This is a genomic window from Acinetobacter dispersus (genome assembly GCF_009884975.1).
GTDB lineage: Bacteria > Pseudomonadota > Gammaproteobacteria > Pseudomonadales > Moraxellaceae > Acinetobacter > Acinetobacter dispersus.
Map to the genome: position 1 here is coordinate 3831193 of NZ_CP041970.1, position 18162 is coordinate 3849354.

21 protein-coding genes are annotated in these 18162 nt (G+C 40.2%); 9 read left to right on the top strand and 12 right to left on the bottom strand.

All coding sequences use genetic code 11. The features are described 5' to 3' along the window. Positions 1 to 30 precede the first annotated feature (30 nt). The 5 genes from FPL17_RS18830 to FPL17_RS17820 form a co-directional block, all read right to left on the bottom strand. The gene (locus FPL17_RS18830) at positions 31 to 189 is read right to left on the bottom strand and encodes a hypothetical protein (RefSeq protein WP_005192918.1); all 159 of its coding nucleotides are present in this window, start codon (positions 187 to 189) and stop codon (positions 31 to 33) included. Between the two features lie 4 nt (positions 190 to 193). After that, a complete protein-coding gene (locus FPL17_RS17805; protein ID WP_159886575.1) occupies positions 194 to 1399 on the bottom strand; it encodes an RtcB family protein in 1206 nt (401 codons plus the stop codon). A 250-nt stretch (positions 1400 to 1649) separates the two neighbouring features. Continuing rightward, positions 1650 to 3107: an amino acid permease gene (locus tag FPL17_RS17810; RefSeq protein ID WP_005206090.1), complete on the bottom strand. Its 1458-nt coding sequence runs from the start codon at positions 3105 to 3107 to the stop codon at positions 1650 to 1652. A 281-nt stretch (positions 3108 to 3388) separates the two neighbouring features. Further along, positions 3389 to 4414 carry a class I SAM-dependent methyltransferase gene (locus tag FPL17_RS17815; protein WP_159886577.1) on the bottom strand — a complete coding sequence of 342 codons (1026 nt, stop codon included), beginning with the start codon at positions 4412 to 4414 and terminating at the stop codon, positions 3389 to 3391. Positions 4415 to 4476: 62 nt separating this feature from the next. After that, positions 4477 to 5835 (bottom strand): uracil-xanthine permease family protein, encoded by a 1359-nt coding sequence (locus tag FPL17_RS17820; protein WP_032864597.1) that lies wholly within the window; start codon positions 5833 to 5835, stop codon positions 4477 to 4479. 176 nt (positions 5836 to 6011) lie between these two features. On the opposite strand from FPL17_RS17820, the gene typA reads away from it, so the two are divergent. The 3 genes from typA (at position 6012) to FPL17_RS17835 (ending at position 9012) form a co-directional block, all read left to right on the top strand. Next, on the top strand, positions 6012 to 7847 hold the full coding sequence (typA, locus tag FPL17_RS17825; RefSeq protein ID WP_005192901.1) for a translational GTPase TypA: 1836 nt from the start codon (positions 6012 to 6014) through the stop codon (positions 7845 to 7847). Between the two features lie 245 nt (positions 7848 to 8092). Beyond that, a complete protein-coding gene (gene mscL, locus FPL17_RS17830; RefSeq protein WP_004652374.1) occupies positions 8093 to 8524 on the top strand; it encodes a large conductance mechanosensitive channel protein MscL in 432 nt (143 codons plus the stop codon). Positions 8525 to 8670: 146 nt separating this feature from the next. After that, complete coding sequence (locus tag FPL17_RS17835) at positions 8671 to 9012, top strand: gamma-glutamylcyclotransferase family protein (protein ID WP_005192894.1); 342 nt, start codon at positions 8671 to 8673, stop codon at positions 9010 to 9012. Between the two features lie 47 nt (positions 9013 to 9059). On the opposite strand, the gene FPL17_RS17840 is transcribed toward FPL17_RS17835, so the two are convergent. Both FPL17_RS17840 and mutM read right to left on the bottom strand, forming a co-directional pair. After that, complete coding sequence (locus FPL17_RS17840; RefSeq protein WP_005150039.1) at positions 9060 to 9350, bottom strand: peptidylprolyl isomerase; 291 nt, start codon at positions 9348 to 9350, stop codon at positions 9060 to 9062. 31 nt (positions 9351 to 9381) lie between these two features. After that, positions 9382 to 10203: a bifunctional DNA-formamidopyrimidine glycosylase/DNA-(apurinic or apyrimidinic site) lyase gene (gene mutM / locus FPL17_RS17845; protein WP_159886579.1), complete on the bottom strand. Its 822-nt coding sequence runs from the start codon at positions 10201 to 10203 to the stop codon at positions 9382 to 9384. A 207-nt stretch (positions 10204 to 10410) separates the two neighbouring features. Between mutM and FPL17_RS17850 the strand changes: the two genes are divergently transcribed. Further along, positions 10411 to 12540 (top strand): TonB-dependent receptor, encoded by a 2130-nt coding sequence (locus FPL17_RS17850; protein ID WP_159886581.1) that lies wholly within the window; start codon positions 10411 to 10413, stop codon positions 12538 to 12540. Positions 12541 to 12586: 46 nt separating this feature from the next. Here FPL17_RS17850 and FPL17_RS17855 read toward each other — a convergent pair whose 3' ends face one another. From FPL17_RS17855 to ygfZ, 5 genes are all read right to left on the bottom strand, one after another. Beyond that, positions 12587 to 13399 (bottom strand): tetratricopeptide repeat protein, encoded by an 813-nt coding sequence (locus tag FPL17_RS17855; protein WP_159886583.1) that lies wholly within the window; start codon positions 13397 to 13399, stop codon positions 12587 to 12589. Between the two features lie 253 nt (positions 13400 to 13652). Further along, the gene (locus FPL17_RS17860; protein ID WP_159886924.1) at positions 13653 to 14369 is read right to left on the bottom strand and encodes a DsbC family protein; all 717 of its coding nucleotides are present in this window, start codon (positions 14367 to 14369) and stop codon (positions 13653 to 13655) included. 83 nt (positions 14370 to 14452) lie between these two features. Continuing rightward, on the bottom strand, positions 14453 to 14773 hold the full coding sequence (locus FPL17_RS17865) for a low molecular weight protein tyrosine phosphatase family protein (protein WP_159886926.1): 321 nt from the start codon (positions 14771 to 14773) through the stop codon (positions 14453 to 14455). 4 nt (positions 14774 to 14777) lie between these two features. Beyond that, positions 14778 to 15008, bottom strand: a complete 231-nt coding sequence (locus tag FPL17_RS17870) for a hypothetical protein (RefSeq protein WP_159886585.1) — start codon at positions 15006 to 15008, stop codon at positions 14778 to 14780. An 89-nt stretch (positions 15009 to 15097) separates the two neighbouring features. Further along, on the bottom strand, positions 15098 to 15820 hold the full coding sequence (gene ygfZ / locus FPL17_RS17875) for a CAF17-like 4Fe-4S cluster assembly/insertion protein YgfZ (RefSeq protein ID WP_159886587.1): 723 nt from the start codon (positions 15818 to 15820) through the stop codon (positions 15098 to 15100). Positions 15821 to 16002: 182 nt separating this feature from the next. On the opposite strand from ygfZ, the gene FPL17_RS17880 reads away from it, so the two are divergent. The 5 genes from FPL17_RS17880 (at position 16003) to FPL17_RS17900 (ending at position 18114) form a co-directional block, all read left to right on the top strand. Further along, complete coding sequence (locus tag FPL17_RS17880) at positions 16003 to 16455, top strand: SRPBCC family protein (RefSeq protein WP_171067170.1); 453 nt, start codon at positions 16003 to 16005, stop codon at positions 16453 to 16455. Positions 16456 to 16489: 34 nt separating this feature from the next. Then, a complete protein-coding gene (locus tag FPL17_RS17885; protein ID WP_159886589.1) occupies positions 16490 to 16852 on the top strand; it encodes a DUF2004 domain-containing protein in 363 nt (120 codons plus the stop codon). A gap of 22 nt (positions 16853 to 16874) precedes the next feature. Then, positions 16875 to 17231: a DUF488 domain-containing protein gene (locus tag FPL17_RS17890; protein ID WP_159886591.1), complete on the top strand. Its 357-nt coding sequence runs from the start codon at positions 16875 to 16877 to the stop codon at positions 17229 to 17231. Positions 17232 to 17282: 51 nt separating this feature from the next. Beyond that, positions 17283 to 17627 carry a zinc ribbon domain-containing protein YjdM gene (locus FPL17_RS17895; RefSeq protein ID WP_005208695.1) on the top strand — a complete coding sequence of 115 codons (345 nt, stop codon included), beginning with the start codon at positions 17283 to 17285 and terminating at the stop codon, positions 17625 to 17627. 151 nt (positions 17628 to 17778) lie between these two features. Continuing rightward, the gene (locus tag FPL17_RS17900) at positions 17779 to 18114 is read left to right on the top strand and encodes a YegP family protein (RefSeq protein ID WP_005192866.1); all 336 of its coding nucleotides are present in this window, start codon (positions 17779 to 17781) and stop codon (positions 18112 to 18114) included. Positions 18115 to 18162 lie beyond the last annotated feature (48 nt).

Genomic DNA, 18162 nt, shown 5'->3' on the forward strand with positions numbered 1-18162 from the left:
GGTGTTTGCTTAAGCGGTATTGCTTATAAGCTACCAGACTTCCTTTTTAAGCTGCTGTTTGGTGTTTTGTCTTTCACGACGATGTTGTGCTCGAGGCTTTTCGGTTTCATGCACTCCACCTTTGTGTAAAAGAGGAGAAAGCGCTACGGGATTACGCGCTTTAATTTTTGGCATTTCTTTGAATTTCATTTGATTATCCTTTGATACATAAAATTTGTTTAAGTGTATGTACGATTTCAATCAAGTCAGATTGGTTGGCCATGACTTGATCAATATCTTTATAAGCAGCTGGAATTTCATCAATCACTGCACTGTCCTTTCGGCATTCGATGCCTTGAGTCTGCTTAATCAAGTCATCTTGACTAAACAGCAGCTTGGCTTTACTGCGGCTCATTTTTCGTCCTGCGCCATGTGAGCATGAACAGAAGGACTCAGGATTGGCTTTACCTTTTACAATATAGGAGCGTGCTCCCATTGAGCCAGGAATGATACCTAATTCATCTTGGCCCGCTCGAATTGCCCCCTTACGTGTGATTAAGAGATCCTCACCAAAATGAGTTTCTTGACTGACGTAATTATGGTGGCAATTAATCGCTTCTTTGGTCATTTGAAAAGGGGGGAGTAATGGTCGAATTGCCTCTAAAATTAGACGCATCATTTCACGTCGATTTTCAAACGCATATTCTTGTGCCCACTCAACAGCTTCCACATAATCATTAAAGCTATTTGAACCTTCCGCAAAATAACTCAAATCTTTATCTGGTACATGTCCAAATCGATGCTGAGCTTCTTTCTTTGCCAGTTCGATGAAGTAGGTTCCAATCACATTGCCTAAGCCACGGCTGCCTGAATGTAGCATCACCCAGACATCCTGATTTTCATCAAGGCAGAGTTCGATAAAGTGATTACCACCACCTAAAGTTCCCAGTTGTTTCTGCCAAGTGGCATCAAACTTTCTTAACATTCGAACTAAGCCGGGATGTTTTTTAATGATGGGTTGTAAGCATTTTTCAAGTGGGATGATACTTGAAGCTTTTGCTTTCACTTGTTTATGTAGTTCAAAGCCTACAGGGACTTTGCGTTCGATTGCATGACGTAGCGGTGCAAGGTTGTCTGGAAGCTGTGAAGCTTTTAGATTGAGCCTTATTGCATTCATTCCACAGCCGATATCAACACCGACAGCGGCAGGAATGATGGCGTGTTTGGTCGGAATTACACTGCCTACAGTGGCGCCTTTACCTACATGCACATCAGGCATCACGGCAATATGTGAATAAACAAATTGCAGTTGTGCCATTTTTTTCAGTTGTTCAATGCTTTCGCTATCAATATCGTTCGTGAAGATTTTCACTGGAACGCCATATTGTGCATCTGCATTAAGTATTTTTTGTATGCCCATAAGATTCTCTCTTATTATTGTTTCCGTCCGAATAGGCATAAAAAAACCTAGCGAATGCTAGGTTGAATAGAGCATTCGGACAAGTGATCAATTGATTTGTACACTTGTCCGTGAGTCGACAGTGCCAAACCTTATTGTGTGGTTCCTTGTGGTAATGGCATGTTGTCGTCCTCCTATCATATGGTGCCGTTGAAAATATGAGCGAGATTTTACTCATATTTTCAATTGGGTCAAGTAAAAAAGCGGTTTTTTATTCGCCTTCTTTCACATTCATGTCTTTATATGCAATCAGTTTGGTCTTGTGTTTCCACTTATAACCCAGCCAAATCGCCAAGAATAATGGAATACTAATATAGGTTGAAATTAAACCTAACCAGTCAATTTTTCCGCCAAGTAAAGCTTGGTAGTTTTGACCTAAGATGATGATTGAACAAAGAATAAATGCAAACCAAGGTGCAAATGGGAAGAATTTGGCACGGTAAGCCAGATCTTCAACTTTATAACCCTGAGCAATATAACCTTTACGGAAACGGTAGTGTGAAATCGCAATACCTAGCCAAACAATGAAACCACACATTCCAGACATGTTGAGTAACCAGTTAAAGACTTGTTTCTCGCCAATAAAGGTGGTCAGGAAGCACAGTGCAGCAACCGCAGTGGTCGCATAGAGTGCATTCATTGGTACGCCACGGCCATCCAGTCTTGAGAACCACTTAGGTGCACGACCTTGTTTTGCCATATCAAATAGCATACGGGTAGAAGAATACATGCCCGAGTTACCAGCCGATAAGATCGCACTCAGAATAACCGCATTCATCAAACTTGCTGCAAAGGCAAAGCCTGCTTTTTCATACAATAAAGTGAATGGTGAGAGGGCAATATCTTCACTTTGTGCTGCTTTTAATAGCAGTGGATCATCATAGCTGACTAACGTACCGATGATGAAAATACAAAGGATATAGAACAGTAAAATACGCCAGAAGATTTGTTTAATTGCCAATGGAATAGTCTTTTTAGGATCTTTCGATTCACCTGCGGCAACTCCAACCATTTCAGTTCCCTGAAAGGAGAATCCAGCGATCATGGCCACACCGATTAAGGCTTGCAAACCACCGACAAAAGGTGCTTCTTTATAAGTCCAGTGCTGAAATACCGATACATTGGGTGTCATCATGATTTTAAAAATCATCCAGATACCAATGATGATAAACACGATAATCGCAATCACTTTGATCAAAGAGAATAAAAATTCACTTTCACCAAAACCTTTTACTGTTAAGGCGTTAATTCCAAAAATGATGGCAAGGAAAATGGCGCTCCAGTAGAAGCCTGGAATATCAGGGAACCAAAACTTCATAATGAACTGAACTGCAACCAGTTCAAAGGCAACTGTAATCGCCCAGTTATACCAATAGTTCCAACCTAAGGCGAAACCAAAGCCATCTTCGACATAGCGGCTACCATAGGTAAAGAATGCACCAGACGTTGGATTGTGCGTGGCTAACTCACCTAAGCTGGTCATCAAGAAATAAATCATGATACCGATGAGGGCATAGGCCAATAACGCACCACCAGGGCCTGCTGTGGCAATGGTTGAACCTGAAGCAAGGAATAAGCCTGTGCCGATCGATCCACCAATGGCAATCATGTTCAGGTGTCGAGCCCCGAGCTTCCGCTGAAGGTGTTGAGGAGCAGATGTATCGCTCATAAAAATTCCTTAAACTGTATAAGGGTCTGTTGACACTTTATATCTGGGTTGCGTTATAGGCTGAAATTTCATCAATCAAGGCATGAAACGAAAGTAATAGCGACTCTACTATTGCTAAGTTTCATAACGAAGAGTGAGGGAATTTCAACCATAACCCTTCGGGGCAGGAATATTTTTTGCCGCTATAGCGTTATGGCTGACTCATTTAGAATCACTAAATTTCATCAACCAAGCCTTATACCGCCTAAAAAATATTCTCTGCCGCAACCATAGATAAAGTATCAGCTGACCCTGTTTGCACAGGCATATAACACCTTGAATCCTTGTTGATCGGCTTTCACCAGACATTCACCAAAGCTTTGTTCAATCAGAGGAGGGTAGTTTAGAAAACGATTTGCTACAATCCATAATTCACCTGAATTTTTCAGGTGTCTTTTCGCACGTTGGCAAAGTTCCTCACTTGCATCGTAATTGGTATGAATTCCCTGATGAAAAGGCGGATTGCTGACGATCGCATCTAAATCATTCGGTGCATCTACAAAACCAGTGACAGCTTGCAGATTTAACTGAGTTAAATTGAGACCATTTCGTTGAAAGGTCAGCTCAGTAGACCGTAATGCAAATGCATCAACATCAAGTGCAAAAATTTGCCGATTCGAATCTAGTTTGGCCAAATAGGCACTAATAATTCCAGCGCCACAACCAAAGTCGGCAATCTTACCTGATTTTACTTGACTAAGGTAAGGGACTAATACGGCTGTTCCGACATCTAAATGATCTTGACTAAATACACCAGGCAAGGCACAGATATTTAACTGTTCTTGATCTATTTGAACTGTATAAGTTTTTAACCAGTGTTCAAGTGGTTTTAACTGCTCTGTTCTTTCGATCTTCATTTGCCAAAGTTGGCAGTGACGTGCACTGTCAAGTTTCAGTGTTTTGCCATATTGCAATAATTGTTTTGCTGCTCGCTCAACGCCGCCTTTTTTTTCACCAACCAGAAAAATATTTTGATCAAGTTTTAAATGGCTAACCACAACGTGCAGAATATAATTCAGGAGTTCTTTTGACTTGGGAACAAAAATAATAACCTGATCAAACGGTGCTTGTGGGAATTCCACGGAAAAATGAGAGCGAATTCCAGAGCTGATAAAACCTTGATGATCAGCATAATTCCAAGTCCATACCGAGGCTTGGACATTATCGGGTAAATTTTTGGCGAGTTGATCATTTGGGGCATTAATCAATAAAACTTGCCCGCTTAAATAATCTTGCTGTCGGATGACAACTTCACTACGTGGATCCATTTTGATCTCTCATCAAAAACAAAGCCCAGTCGTGAAACTGGGCACTTGTGATGGTTGGATGATTATTTATGTGTTTCAGGTAAAACAATATTCAAAATCAAGGCTGCAATACCGCCTGTTGCGACACCTGAACTAAAAATATTCTTAAATAATTCAGGAAGGTGCTCAAGGATTTGAGGGACTTGTGCAACACCTAAACCCAAAGCAAGCGAAATCGCAATAATTAACAAAGCACGACGGTCAAGGTGAATACTTGAAAGAATATTAATTCCAGAAGCAGCAACTGCCCCAAACATCACCATGACAGCACCACCTAATACCGCTTGAGGTACGGCTTGAATCACAGCTGCAACCGCAGGGAATAAGCCTAAAATCACCAAGAGTACTGCAATCCAAATCCCGACATAGCGACTTGCGACACCAGTAAGTTGAATGACACCATTGTTTTGTGCAAACACTGAGCTCGGGAAGGTGTTAAAGATACCTGCTAAGAAAGAGTTGGCGCCATTGACCAGTACACCACCTTTAATGCGTTGCATCCAAACAGGACCATCCACAGGCTGATTTGAAATTTTACTGGTTGCCGTAACATCACCAATTGCTTCAAGTGAAGTGACGAGATAGATAAATGCCATTGGAATGAATAAGCTCCATGAGAAGCTGAGTCCAAAATGCATCGGTGTTGGAATTTGAATTAAAGGTGCATCATTGAGCACTGAAAAGTTTAAATGGCCCATGAACCCAGCAAGAATATAGCCAATCACCAGTGCGATTAAAATTGCTGAACTTTTCACCCAAATAATTTTGATACGATTCAATAGAATAATAATGCCAAGTACGGTACATGACATAATCAGGTTGTCTGCATTGGCAAAGGTGTTGTCCTGCATTGCAGTATAACCACCGCCCATACTAATCAAACCTTCTTTAATCAAAGTAAGACCAATCAACAGCACCACGATACCTGTGACTAACGGCGTAATCAGCTTTTTTACCCATGGTAAAATTCGAGAAACGCCCATTTCAATAAATGAACCCGCAATCACAACACCAAAAATGGCTGCCATGACTTGTTCAACAGGCGTACCCGCAGCAACCATTGCACTACCAATACCAATAATTGGACCGATAAAATTAAAACTTGTGCCCTGAACAATTAAAAGTCCCGCACCAAAGGGACCAACTTTCTTACATTGTAAAAAGGTTGCAATTCCTGAAATGATTAAAGACATCGATAAGATCATATTGGTGTCTTCGCGCGACACGCCCAATGCCAAACAAATGAGTAAACCAGGGGTGACAATCGGGACTAAAATCGCTAAAAGATGTTGTAGTGCGGCTAAAAATGCAACAAAAGGTTTCGGTCGATCATTGAGTCCGTAGACCAGATCAAGTTGTTGCTGAGGTTGTGAATTCGACATGGGAGTATAAAAAGCGAGAGGCATTAGTGGAATATTCTAATAGAGTTAGCTCGCTTTACCAACGATTCTATAACACTTCGTCAGAAAAAAAGTGCTCTGTCAATAAACTGTCACTACTAAAGTTTAGGATTCTTCTGTATAATTTGCCCTCAAATTTAAAGCGTATCGAATTTTACATGTCAGATATTAAAACTCTCCGTAACATTGCCATTATTGCGCACGTCGATCATGGTAAGACGACTCTTGTAGACAAACTTTTACAACAATCAGGTGCTCTTGGTGATCGCGCAGGCGAGATTGAACGTGTTATGGATTCTAACGCGCTTGAGTCTGAACGTGGTATTACCATTCTTGCAAAAAACACTGCAATCAAATGGTTAGATGCCCGTACAAACACTGAATATCGCATCAACATTGTGGATACCCCGGGACACGCCGACTTCGGTGGTGAAGTTGAACGTGTAATGTCGATGGTTGACTGCGTATTGCTTCTTGTAGACTCACAAGAAGGTCCAATGCCACAAACTCGTTTCGTAACGCAAAAAGCGTTCGCGCGTGGTTTGAAGCCAATCGTTATTATCAACAAAGTAGATAAACCAAGCGCGCGTCCAGATTGGGTTATCGATCAAGTATTTGATTTGTTTGATAACCTTGGTGGTACTGACGAACAGTTAGACTTCCCAATCGTTTATGCTTCAGGCTTGCGTGGTGTTGCTGGTCCTTCACCAGAAGAATTAGCGGAAGACATGACACCGTTGTTCCAAACGATCGTAGATATCGTTGAACCACCAGCAGTTGATGTTGATGGTCCATTCCAAATGCAGATTTCATCACTTGACTATAACAGTTTCGTAGGTGTAATCGGTGTTGGTCGTATCCAACGTGGTTCAGTAAAATTAAACACTCAAGTGACTGTAATTGATAAAGAAGGTAAGACTCGTAACGGTCGTATCTTAAAAATCATGGGTTACCATGGTTTAGAGCGTGTTGATGTTGAAACAGCATCTGCAGGCGATATCGTGTGTATTACAGGTATTGATGCATTAAATATTTCTGACACGATTTGTGATCCGAAAAATGTTGAAGCTTTACCTCCATTGTCTGTAGATGAGCCTACAGTTTCGATGACATTCCAAGTCAACAACTCTCCTTTTGCTGGTAAAGAAGGGAAATTTGTAACTTCACGTAACATTCGCGAACGTCTTGATCGCGAATTAATTCACAACGTAGCATTACGTGTTGAAGATACTGACAGTCCAGACCGTTTCAAAGTTTCTGGTCGTGGTGAACTTCACCTTTCAGTTCTTATTGAAAACATGCGTCGTGAAGGCTTCGAAATGGGCGTATCACGTCCACAAGTGATCATGAAAGAAATCGATGGCGAAAAACAAGAGCCATACGAAAATGTAACTTTTGACGTTGAAGAACAACACCAAGGTTCTGTAATGGAACAAATGGGCTTCCGTAAAGGTGAGATGACCAATATGGAAGTTGACGGTAAAGGCCGTATCCGTATTGAAGCAACTGTACCTTCACGTGGTTTGATTGGTTTCCGTTCTGAATTCTTAACCATGACTTCTGGTACAGGAATCATGACATCAAGCTTCTCGCATTATGGGCCAGCAAAAGCAGGTACTGTTGCGAAGCGTCAAAACGGTGTGTTGATCTCTATGGTTCAAGGTACTTGCTTGGGCTATGCACTCTTTACACTTCAAGACCGTGGTCGTTTATTCGCTAAACCACAGTTAGAAGTATATGAAGGTATGATCATCGGTATTAACTCTCGTTCTGATGACATGGTTGTTAACCCAACTAAAGCGAAGCAGTTAACTAACGTTCGTGCATCAGGTACTGATGAAGCTTTGACTTTAACACCTGCAATGGAATATACGCTTGAACAAGCGCTTGAATTCATTGAAGATGATGAATTAGTTGAAGTTACACCAAAATCGATTCGTATTCGTAAGCGTTACTTGACTGAAAACGAACGTAAGCGTAATCGCGATAAATAATTTTTCTTCACTGAAAAATGACAAAACCGCTAAATTTATTTAGCGGTTTTTTATTGCATAAACTTAAGGGTCGAGAGATGCTTAAGCACATATTTTTATTAAAATAAAAAGTGTTGTTAAAGTGTGAAATAACTTTCTTTTTTTGATAAAAATATTAAATTATCAACATTATGTGGATAACTGCGCCTGTGTAATAAACAATGCAAAAACAGGCTGCGATCAAGTTCAACTCTGGAGAGTTATAGATGAGTATTATTAAAGAATTTAAAGAATTTGCCATCAAAGGCAATATGATGGATTTAGCGATTGGTGTCATCATTGGTGGTGCGTTCGGTAAAATCATTGATTCACTAGTGAAAGATATCGTGATGCCTGTGATCTCTTGGATCTTGGGTGGTGATGTGGATTACACCAACTGGTTCCTTATCCTCGGCGATAACCCGAACAATGTGACGACCTTGAAGGCGGCACAGGATGCAGGGCTGAATGTATTTGCTTATGGTAGCTTCTTAACGATCCTGATTAACTTCTTGTTATTGGCATGGGTTGTATTCTTGTTGGTGAAAGTGATGAACCGCATTCGTAAACAAGAAGAGGCTGCACCTGAGCCTGAAGCAACACCAGAAGATGTTCAATTGTTGCGTGAAATTCGTGATGAATTAAAAAAACAAGGTTAAAGCAATCTTGAGTGAAAAACGGCATTTTTAATGCCGTTTTTTATTGTCTATAAAACATGATGTTGTTAAAGAATTCATCATTTTTGACATGGAAACTTGCATGATTTCATTTTAAGATGCTGTGCATATTGCTTGGGGAAACAATCATGAATCGGTTATTTGTATATGGCACACTTTGCCCAAATAGAGAAAATGCACATATTTTGGGAGAGATTGGTGGGGAGTGGCAGCAAGCCTTTGTACATGGAACTGTGCATATTCTTGATTGGGGACCAGATCAAGGTTTACCTGCAATCGTGTTAAATGAGGCAGATCCTTTGGTTGAAGGATATTTATTTAGCACAGAAAAATTAGAACAAAACTGGCAGATGCTCGATGATTTTGAAGGGATGCAATATCAAAGAGCGATTGTAGATGTCACACTGGCTACAGGTGAGACAATCCAAGCATGGACTTATGTGATGAAAGCATGTGATTCAAATCATTAAGTTAAATCGTAAGATTGAGCTTAAATCAGAATTTAAGCTCAATCTAGTTATCTCAGGCTATCCATACGAAATTTAACTTCGACCAAATGGAAACCAAACTGGCTTTTAATCGGACCGTGTAGAATACGTTCGGCAGCGGTGAAGACCAGTTTATCAATTACTGAAACTAGCTGTCCCTTTTTTACTTCGCCAAGTTCACCGCCACGTTTTGCAGAGTTACAGGTCGAATATTGTTTGGCAACTTTAGCAAAATCAGCACCTGACTGAATGCGCTTTTTTAGCTGCTCAGCTAAATCTTTATCTTTGACTAGAATGTGTCGAACAATCGCTGTTTGCATGATTTGTTCTCCTTATTACATCTCAATTCGCTTACGCTTTCTTTAACTTCAGTGGTTGGCATTGTGGGCAGAATACGCTGGCACGTTGTCCTAGCTTCAAGTTTTCTAAGGTGGTTTCACAATTCACGCACATCTCACCCGCACGACCATATGCTAAAAGGGTTTGTTGGAAATAACCATTTTCGCCCATTGCATTGCTATAGTCACGTAAGGTTGAACCTCCTAAATCAATCGCTTGTTTTAAGATGCGTTTAACTTCAATAACCAACTTTTCCACTTGTACTTTGCTGAGTGATGAAGCGGGCTGTGCTGGATGAACCCCGATATTGAATAAACTTTCAGTCGCATAAATATTGCCGACACCAACCACCACATGATTATCCATCAAAGCAATTTTAATGCCGACATTTTTTTTACTGAGTTTTTCGCGCAAATAAGTTGCGTTAAAGTCTTCACTCAGTGGTTCTGGACCGAGTGTATCAATCAATTTGGTTTGATTGGCTTGGTCCAACCATAGGATGCAGCCGAAGCGTCGTGGGTCGTGGTAGCGAAGTTGCTGATCTTCAAAGTCAATGATGAGGTGATCATGTTTTCTCAATTCATCACTGGGTTGACAAAGACGAAAGCTACCAGACATTCCCAAATGCCAAAGCATTTGATCTTGTTCAAATTCTGCCAAGATATATTTAGAACGACGTTTAAGCTGGGTTAAGCGTTGCCCAACTAATTTATCAAGATCATTGGGAATCGGCCAACGTAAGCTTGCATTCAAGACTTTTACCGCTTGCACACGTTGCTCTAACAAGGGGAGTAGGCTGGTTTTGGTAGTTTCAACTTCAGGAAGTTCGGGCATAATGAGCTCAAGTTGTTTCAACAACAATACAATGAGGGTAAATGTTTCACTTACAATTATGACGGTATTTAATTTTATTTGCTAATGCAGATCAGTAACGTGATAGATGGTTTTAGCTAAAGTTAAATGTGTAAGATAAATATAAAATAATCAGACTCTTACTTTTAAAAAGCCTTTCTTTGAAATTTTGAGAAATAAGGAATCTTCATGCCTTCACCGAAAATTAACCTTTTATACGGTTGTGTTGCAATGTGTATGGGGTTAAGCAACTCCCTTGTTTGGGCTGCTGCGCCTAATGCAGAATCGGCAGTACAGCTTCCAACGATTAAAGTTGAAGCAACACGTACCGATACCACTTATATGGAAACCCCTGCGTCGATCTTTAGAGTAGATATGCCTCAGAATGATCAATCTGCACAGGTGAACTTAACCGAAGTGGTGAAAGGTATTCCAAGTGTGCAATTACGCAATCGTGAAAATTACGCTCAAGATTTGCAGCTTTCGATGCGTGGTTTTGGTGCACGTTCTACCTTTGGTGTGCGTGGAATCCGCTTATATACCGATGGTATTCCAGCAACGATGCCAGATGGTCAGGGGCAGACTTCAAATATGGACTTAAGTAGTCTCAGTCATCTTGAGGTGTTAACTGGCCCATTCTCATCACTTTATGGTAACTCATCCGGTGGAGCAATTTTGGCGACGACTCGAGAGGGGCAGGGTAAAGACTCGATTGAAATGAGTTATGCGGGGGGCAGCCACAACAAGAATCGTGCAGGTCTGGTACTACAGGGCGGTGCGAAAAATCAAAATGAACCGAGCTATATCATTAGTTCCTCATATTTTGATACTGATGGCTATCGTGACCATAGCAGTGCAGAAAAAGTCTTAAATAATGCGAAACTGACGTGGAACTTGGATGATGGCAGTAAAATTAATTGGATCACCAACTATGTCAAGATTCATGCCGACGATCCTCAAGGATTAAATAGAGCCCAATGGCAGGAAAATCCGCGTCAGGTGAATGATGCGAAGAATAACTACAATGTTCGCAAAGATATTGAACAAACGCAAACGGGTGTTACTTGGTCTAAACCCATTAATGATCAACATGAGCTGTATGCCATGGCTTATTTTGGCAATCGTCAGGTGACTCAATATCAATCAATTCCTCAATCTGCGCAAAAAAATCCTAACCATGCGGGTGGTGTGATTGATTTTGAACGTAATTATTATGGTGCTGATTTCCGTTGGACAGGCAAAGAACTGTTGCCGAATACCACTTTCAGTGCAGGACTTGCTGTTGATAGCATGGATGAAGACCGCAAAGGTTATGAAAACTTTAATCTTGTTAATGGCTCGCCGTCTTACGGGGTAAAAGGCATATTACGTCGTGATGAAGACAATACTTTGTGGAACGTTGATCCCTATTTGCAAGCATCATGGCAATTTTTACCGACTTGGCGTTTAGATACGGGTGTACGCTATAGTAATGTGCATTACAAATCCAAGGATCACTATTTAAGTAATGGTAATGATAGTGATAAAACGGATTACAATAAGGTCCTGCCATCAGCTGCCTTAAGTTGGCAAATTACACCTGAGTTATTGGCCTATGCCAGCTATGCCAAAGGTTTTGAAACACCGACCTTCACAGAAATGGCTTATCAAGCTGATCCTAAAAAGTCTGGGTTTAACTTCGATCTCAAACCATCTACAAGTGATAACTATGAAGTGGGGTTGAAATCGCAAAACCCGTTTGGTGATTTTACTTTGGCTGTTTTCCAGAGCAAGACTCAGGATGATATTGTTTCCGCAGGTACTTCTGATGGTCGTTCAACGTTTAGAAATGCTGATAAAACAATACGCCAAGGTGCTGAATTCGCATGGAATAAAAAGCTCTGGAAAGACTTGGAAATGAATGCCAGTTATGGTTATTTGGATGCTAAATTTGATGCTGCTATTCCAGCCATCGGAGCTGTAAAGGCTGTTGAAAAGGGCAATGCAATCCCAGGTGTGGCTAAAAACCAAGCCTTTATGGGTTTAGCTTGGAAACCAGAGCAAGGCTTCTATGCAGGTATTGATGCTCAGTATCTAGACAAGGTCTATGTTGATGATATCAATAGTGATGCAGCACCAAGTTATACCGTTGCTTCGGTATATACTGGATATGCATGGAAATACGCAGATTGGGGTATTAATGGCTTTGCACGTGTCGATAACCTGTTTGATAAAAACTATGCAGGTTCAGTCATCGTGAATGATAGCAATAGTCGCTTCTTCGAGCCTGCAGATGGACGCAACTGGAGTGCGGGCATTAAAGTCAGCAAGCAATTCTAAATGAAAGATAAGCAGCACCTAAAGATTTAGGCGCTGCTTTAATAATTTATTTCTTTGCTGTTTGAGCTGGTGCGGCTTTTTTTGCAGCAATTGCTTCTTCAACTTTGGCTAATGACTCTTGTGCATTTGGATAATTGATAGCAGCTAAGCGAGAAAAAATATTTTTCGCTTGGTCTAGGTCTTGATCGATAATTGTTCCATTGGCCAGCATATTACCAAGAATCACGAGAGAAGGCGCATAGTCCTTTTTAGCCAAATCTTTTAAACTTTCAATGGCTTGCTGTTGCATAAATGGGTTTTTATTTTTAACGCCAATCCCAAGGTCATACACGGCCTTTAGGTTTTTCGCTGGATAATAATCCTTGCGAAGTAGTGGCAGTAACTTTTGCACAGCCAATTGGTCATATTCAGGTTTTCCCTGTCTGAATAATAAATCAGCAAATTCAACGGTTGCTTCATCTGAACCTTGAACAGATGCTTTTTCTAAATACTGTTTATATTTTTGTGGATCTTTGGCAAGACCTAACGTGCCTTTGTGATAGGCTTGAGCCAAACTAAAGCTTGCAGGTCCATATCCTTTATTGGATGCATCTTGATAGTATTGCACAGCTTTTTTCTCATCTTTTGCAGTGCCTTGTCCAGCTTGAGTCATATATCCAATGTTATAGATCGCCTGCAAGTTTCCTGTATTGGCTAAACGTTGCATTTCTTGAAAAGCGGCAGGATAGTCCTTGGCTTCGTAAAGTTGGGTTGCTTTCGTAAACAGAGGATCTGCTTTAGTGGTTGGAGTCTTATTGTCTGCGGCGAATGTTGCATGGCTTGCAATAGTGATTAAACTCGCAATGAGCAATTTTTTCATCTTTTTTTTCCTTTCACGTTGATCTGCTTTCATCCTTTGCATAGCAGAACTCAATATGCTGTTCCCATCATAAAAGCTTGCTGCAAAATGTAAATATGGATTTTGTATAAATCGTAGCAAAGGAGAAAAGTGATATTGATCTTATTTTTATTAAATTAATTAAAATCAGTTAATTGAAATTAATTTTAAAAGAATGGCTTGCGAGTCATTTGTGGCAAAATGGTCAACAAGCCTTCATATTTTATCTTTATTTTTAGCGACTGGCTTCTTGTAAGAGCTGTTCAATTTGTTCAGCATTTTGCGGGCTACCTGAAAGTCGCATACCATTTTGCAAGAATAAGGTTGGTGTCCCATCGATTTGTAATTTTTGACCTAAGGCGAGATTTTTCTGTATTGGCGTCTCGCACTGTGCAGCATTTTTAGGTGCTTTGCGGTGCAGCATATAGTCTTCCCAAGCTTCATACTGATTTTTCGAGCACCAAATTTTATTGGCAACCGCTTCAGCTTGCGGATGTAATTTTTTAAGCGGGAACAAGAACAGATACACGGTGACATTATCAACTGAAGTCATGTGCTGTTCGAGCTTTTGGCAATAAGGACAATCAGGATCACTAAAGACATAGAGGATACGTTTTCCATTACCTTTTACATATTTAATTGCCTGATCGAGTGGTAGTTGTTTGACATCAATCTTACCAAACTCAGCTAAACGCTCTTCAGTTAGATTTTTCTTATTTTTGACATCGAGGAGGTTGCCAAAAAACAGGTATTTGGCTGTTTCATCGGTATAGATAATTTTACCCGCGGCATAGACTTCATAAATACCAGGTAAAGGAGAGGGGCTAACGGATTTGACTGGAATATCTGGATAATTCTGTTTGAAGTTTTGCTCAAGGGTTTTGCTGTCGGCATGCAGGCTTTGTACGCTGAGAAGGCTCAGACTGAGTACAGATAACCATGTTTTGATCATTATTTTCATGAGAAATCGGTTGTATTGAGAATAGGTGAACAATAACCTCCATTTCAATTTTCGACAAGAACGATCGTTAAACTTTATTTCAAATAAGGCTGCATTGCCAATTGCAGTAATTCGATTAGTTCAGCATCCATATATTGATAGTTGTCAGGGATGTCGAGCACAAAGACTTTCTTATGCATAAGTTGTTTGGAAAATTGTTGTTTGATTTGTTGTTTATGTCGAGATTCCATCACAAAAATTTGCTCGGCCCAAGCGATATCTTTGAATGAAATTGTATGTTTGGCGTGGCGGCTAGTTCCCGCTGAACGGGTATGTAGGCCATACCCTTGAGCGAAAATACGTTCGGCTGTAGGACTACGCCATTGATTGCGACTGCAAATAAAAAGAGTGTTCAGTATGTTAAATCCAACAGTTGAAATGAGCTTCACGTAAATATTTTGCTTTGGCAATTCGAGGGTATTCAATTCTTAATTGCTTGGCACGTGCAAGTTTATCTTGTCGTGTATACAGATATTTCCATTGTTTAGGAGGCTTCCAATAGAGAGAACTATGCCTACAGCCTCGACCACGAAATAGAAATTTTTGTTTACGTCGCCACGCTCGATTACGTTGTTGTGCTACATCATCCATATTAAAAAACTCATGAGTTGATCGGGTTCAGCAGCCGCGATAACACATGAGCTTTTAATATAAAATCAAAGCCTGATTTTGACAAGTATTTAGCTTGGTCTTGCTACATCACCATTAAGCGTTTCTGGTAAATCTAAAACGGTTACGCCAAGTTCTTCTAAAGCAGCGGGTTTTGCAATCACCAGTGCTAAATAGCCTTCTTCAAATGCAAGGCTATTCACCACTTCAACATCTTTATTGAGTTGAGTTGCAGAGGCAGGAAGATCACCTTTGGCTTGGATTAAATGAAGCCAGTGCTTTGGTTTAGCTTTAAACCAAAGACGTGCCACGATTTCCTGGCCAAGGTAACAGCCTTTATCGAAATGCACACCATCACGTTGATGTAAACGTAATTCTTGAGGTTGGAACAAATGTTCTGTTGTTTGGGTAATCCAAGCTTGCCCAGACTGGATTGCTTGAACTTGCCAAGTATCGATATCTGTCGTTGTTGCAGAAAACTCGGTTTGTGTGCCGACAACTGTTGGATAAACTGTTCCAACTTCTTCTAGCTTCATTTTAGAAAAAGCCCCAAACTTTTTCATATGCTTAGAAAACTCTTCAGCCTGATCCTGAGTGGTCACAAGTTCAAAACTTTCTGGATTTAATCTTTTAATCCATAAACCAAAATGAATACGTCCTTTTAAGTCACAAATAGCAGTATAGCGACTTTCATTTTCAGGCAAGCGTTCTACATGAACCGTCACTTGACCTTGTAAAAATTTTTGTGCATCGACACCATTTAAACTAAAAGCAGTAAAAGCAAGCTGACTCATAGATCAATCCTAAATCTGCGTTCTGGACACTAAAATATGGATTGTTATTTTGCGCCATTTTTCACAAAAAAGCAGCTTGAGATTCTCGATATTCGTGCTCAAATGAGCGATTGAAGGCATAGCTTTTGTACAATAAATCGCTATGATGAATCGATCCAACAGAATAATAGTGATATTGGAGAATAATAATGACAGGTACAGTTCGATTACATCGCGTATTTAATGCGCCACCTGCACGTGTGTATAACGCATTTCTTGATCCTGATGCATTGGTTAAATGGCTGCCACCGCATGGATTTACCGCGAAAGTTCATCATTTAGATCCACAACAAGGTGGATCTTATAAAATGTCATTTACCAATTTCTCAACGGGGAGCTCGCATTCCTTTGGTGGAACCTATGTTGAGCTGGTACCCAATGAACTTCTGCGTTATACCGATCGCTTTGACGATCCGAATTTACCGGGTGACATTCAAGTTACAATTCAATTGAAGCAAGTACTTGTCGGTACAGAAGTGCAGATTACACAAGAGGGAATCCCAGATGTGATTCCTGTAGAGGCATGTTATCTGGGTTGGCAAGAATCACTTTATTTATTGAGCTTATTGGTGCAAGCAGACATACCAGATCAATAAGGAAAACAGTTTAAATCTTAAATACAGAGTTTTGATGATCATTACATCGGGGGATGCTATGTCAGAACAAGCGATTGTTGAACGCCGTGAACAACTTGCGCGTATCGCCATGCGGGAAGCTATGGAAAATCAACAAGCCGAAGATAGTGTGGAGTTGTTTATTCAACACCATCTGGAGGAAGTGGAGCCAGCATATTGGAAAAAACATTTTGCAACTTCAACGCCATCACCTATACAGGTGTTAGAGTTTTTGGTGCTTGCTCATCAGTGGGAAGATGAGGACTTAGACAGTTATGATATGCTGGATTTTACCTTACCAGACGAAATTACCAACTATGTGATTTGTGTGAGCTTTGATTCCAAAGGGCAGGTCATAGATATTTCAATGGAAAGTTGAACGGATAAGGTGCTGGAGAGTCATGCAAATCGAGATCAAACGTATTTATGATCCTGTAGAGCCAACCGATGGGCAGCGTGTACTGGTTGACCGTTTGTGGCCAAGAGGAATTTCTAAAGAGCGTGCGCATTTGGATATTTGGCTGAAGGAAATTGCACCTTCTACAGAATTGCGGCAGGCCTTTTGTCATAAGGCTGAGCACTGGCTCAGCTTTCAAGAAGGGTATTATCAGGAATTAAGTGATAATCCACATGTGAATGAACTTAGAGAAATGGCAAAGCAACAGCAATTGACGCTGATTTATGCAGCTAAAGATCCTGAGCTGAATCATGCTTTGGTACTTAAAAATTATTTACTTGGCAAAGCGATTCAAGCCTAAATTTTGAAAAACTGCGTCTATCCATCATAATAGTCGTTTTGAGTTTCTTTTATGTCTTTTCCAAATTGCCCACAATGCCAATCAGAATATACTTACCAAGATGGCGACTTATTGATTTGTCCTGAATGTTCACATGAATGGAAGGAAGGGGAAGCATCTGCTTCAGAATTACAAGACATTATTAAAGATGCCAACGGTAATGTATTGGCTGATGGTGATAGCGTTACGGTTGTTAAAGATTTAAAAATTAAAGGTTCATCATCTGTCGTTAAGGTTGGAACGAAGGTCAAAAGTATTCGTTTGGTGCCTGATGCAAGCGATGGTCATAACATTGATTGTAAAATTGATGGTGTGGGGGCCATGAAATTAAAATCTGAATTTGTGAAAAAAGTTTAATTTATTTTTATTGGGGAGCATGAAAATGCTCCTTTTTTATTCATTACATAAATTACCAAAAATGAACAAAATTTAATCTTCTTAAACGGCAATTGCTGATCTATATTGGATGAGATAACAATCAATACTAACTCCAAAAATAGAGGTCCTTATGGCAGGATGGTTCGAAGTAAGTCAAGCGAGTGATGGGCAATATCGTTTTGTATTAAAAGCAGGAAATGGTGAGCCAATTTTAAATAGTGAATTATATAAAACCAAAGCAGCTGCGCAGAATGGAATTGCATCTGTACAAAAAAATAGTCCAGATGATGCACGCTATGAGCGATTAACGTCTAAGAATGATAAGCCTTATTTTAATTTGAAAGCCGCTAACCATCAGGTGATTGGTACCAGTCAGCTGTATTCAAATGAACAGTCTCGTGATAAAGGCATTGAGTCTGTTAAAAATAATGGGCCATCAGAAACCATTAAAGATTTGACTGTTTAAATTAGCAATAAAAAAGCCGTTTCAATGAAACGGCTTTTTTACAGATAG

Excerpts from the sequence above, each read along its gene's own strand:
- FPL17_RS17885 (WP_159886589.1), top strand. The coding sequence starts at position 16,490 with ATGATCATTACATCGGGGGATGCTATGTCAGAACAAGCGATTGTTGAA.
- FPL17_RS17820 (WP_032864597.1), bottom strand. The coding sequence starts at position 5,835 with ATGTCGAATTCACAACCTCAGCAACAACTTGATCTGGTCTACGGACTC.
- FPL17_RS18830 (WP_005192918.1), bottom strand. The coding sequence starts at position 189 with ATGAAATTCAAAGAAATGCCAAAAATTAAAGCGCGTAATCCCGTAGCG.
- FPL17_RS17850 (WP_159886581.1), top strand. The coding sequence starts at position 10,411 with ATGCCTTCACCGAAAATTAACCTTTTATACGGTTGTGTTGCAATGTGT.
- FPL17_RS17895 (WP_005208695.1), top strand. The coding sequence starts at position 17,283 with ATGTCTTTTCCAAATTGCCCACAATGCCAATCAGAATATACTTACCAA.
- FPL17_RS17835 (WP_005192894.1), top strand. The coding sequence starts at position 8,671 with ATGAATCGGTTATTTGTATATGGCACACTTTGCCCAAATAGAGAAAAT.
- typA (WP_005192901.1), top strand. The coding sequence starts at position 6,012 with ATGTCAGATATTAAAACTCTCCGTAACATTGCCATTATTGCGCACGTC.
- FPL17_RS17855 (WP_159886583.1), bottom strand. The coding sequence starts at position 13,399 with ATGAAAAAATTGCTCATTGCGAGTTTAATCACTATTGCAAGCCATGCA.
- FPL17_RS17840 (WP_005150039.1), bottom strand. The coding sequence starts at position 9,350 with ATGCAAACAGCGATTGTTCGACACATTCTAGTCAAAGATAAAGATTTA.
- FPL17_RS17805 (WP_159886575.1), bottom strand. The coding sequence starts at position 1,399 with ATGGGCATACAAAAAATACTTAATGCAGATGCACAATATGGCGTTCCA.
- FPL17_RS17870 (WP_159886585.1), bottom strand. The coding sequence starts at position 15,008 with ATGGATGATGTAGCACAACAACGTAATCGAGCGTGGCGACGTAAACAA.
- ygfZ (WP_159886587.1), bottom strand. The coding sequence starts at position 15,820 with ATGAGTCAGCTTGCTTTTACTGCTTTTAGTTTAAATGGTGTCGATGCA.
- FPL17_RS17890 (WP_159886591.1), top strand. The coding sequence starts at position 16,875 with ATGCAAATCGAGATCAAACGTATTTATGATCCTGTAGAGCCAACCGAT.
- mscL (WP_004652374.1), top strand. The coding sequence starts at position 8,093 with ATGAGTATTATTAAAGAATTTAAAGAATTTGCCATCAAAGGCAATATG.
- FPL17_RS17815 (WP_159886577.1), bottom strand. The coding sequence starts at position 4,414 with ATGGATCCACGTAGTGAAGTTGTCATCCGACAGCAAGATTATTTAAGC.
- FPL17_RS17900 (WP_005192866.1), top strand. The coding sequence starts at position 17,779 with ATGGCAGGATGGTTCGAAGTAAGTCAAGCGAGTGATGGGCAATATCGT.
- mutM (WP_159886579.1), bottom strand. The coding sequence starts at position 10,203 with ATGCCCGAACTTCCTGAAGTTGAAACTACCAAAACCAGCCTACTCCCC.
- FPL17_RS17810 (WP_005206090.1), bottom strand. The coding sequence starts at position 3,107 with ATGAGCGATACATCTGCTCCTCAACACCTTCAGCGGAAGCTCGGGGCT.
- FPL17_RS17860 (WP_159886924.1), bottom strand. The coding sequence starts at position 14,369 with ATGATCAAAACATGGTTATCTGTACTCAGTCTGAGCCTTCTCAGCGTA.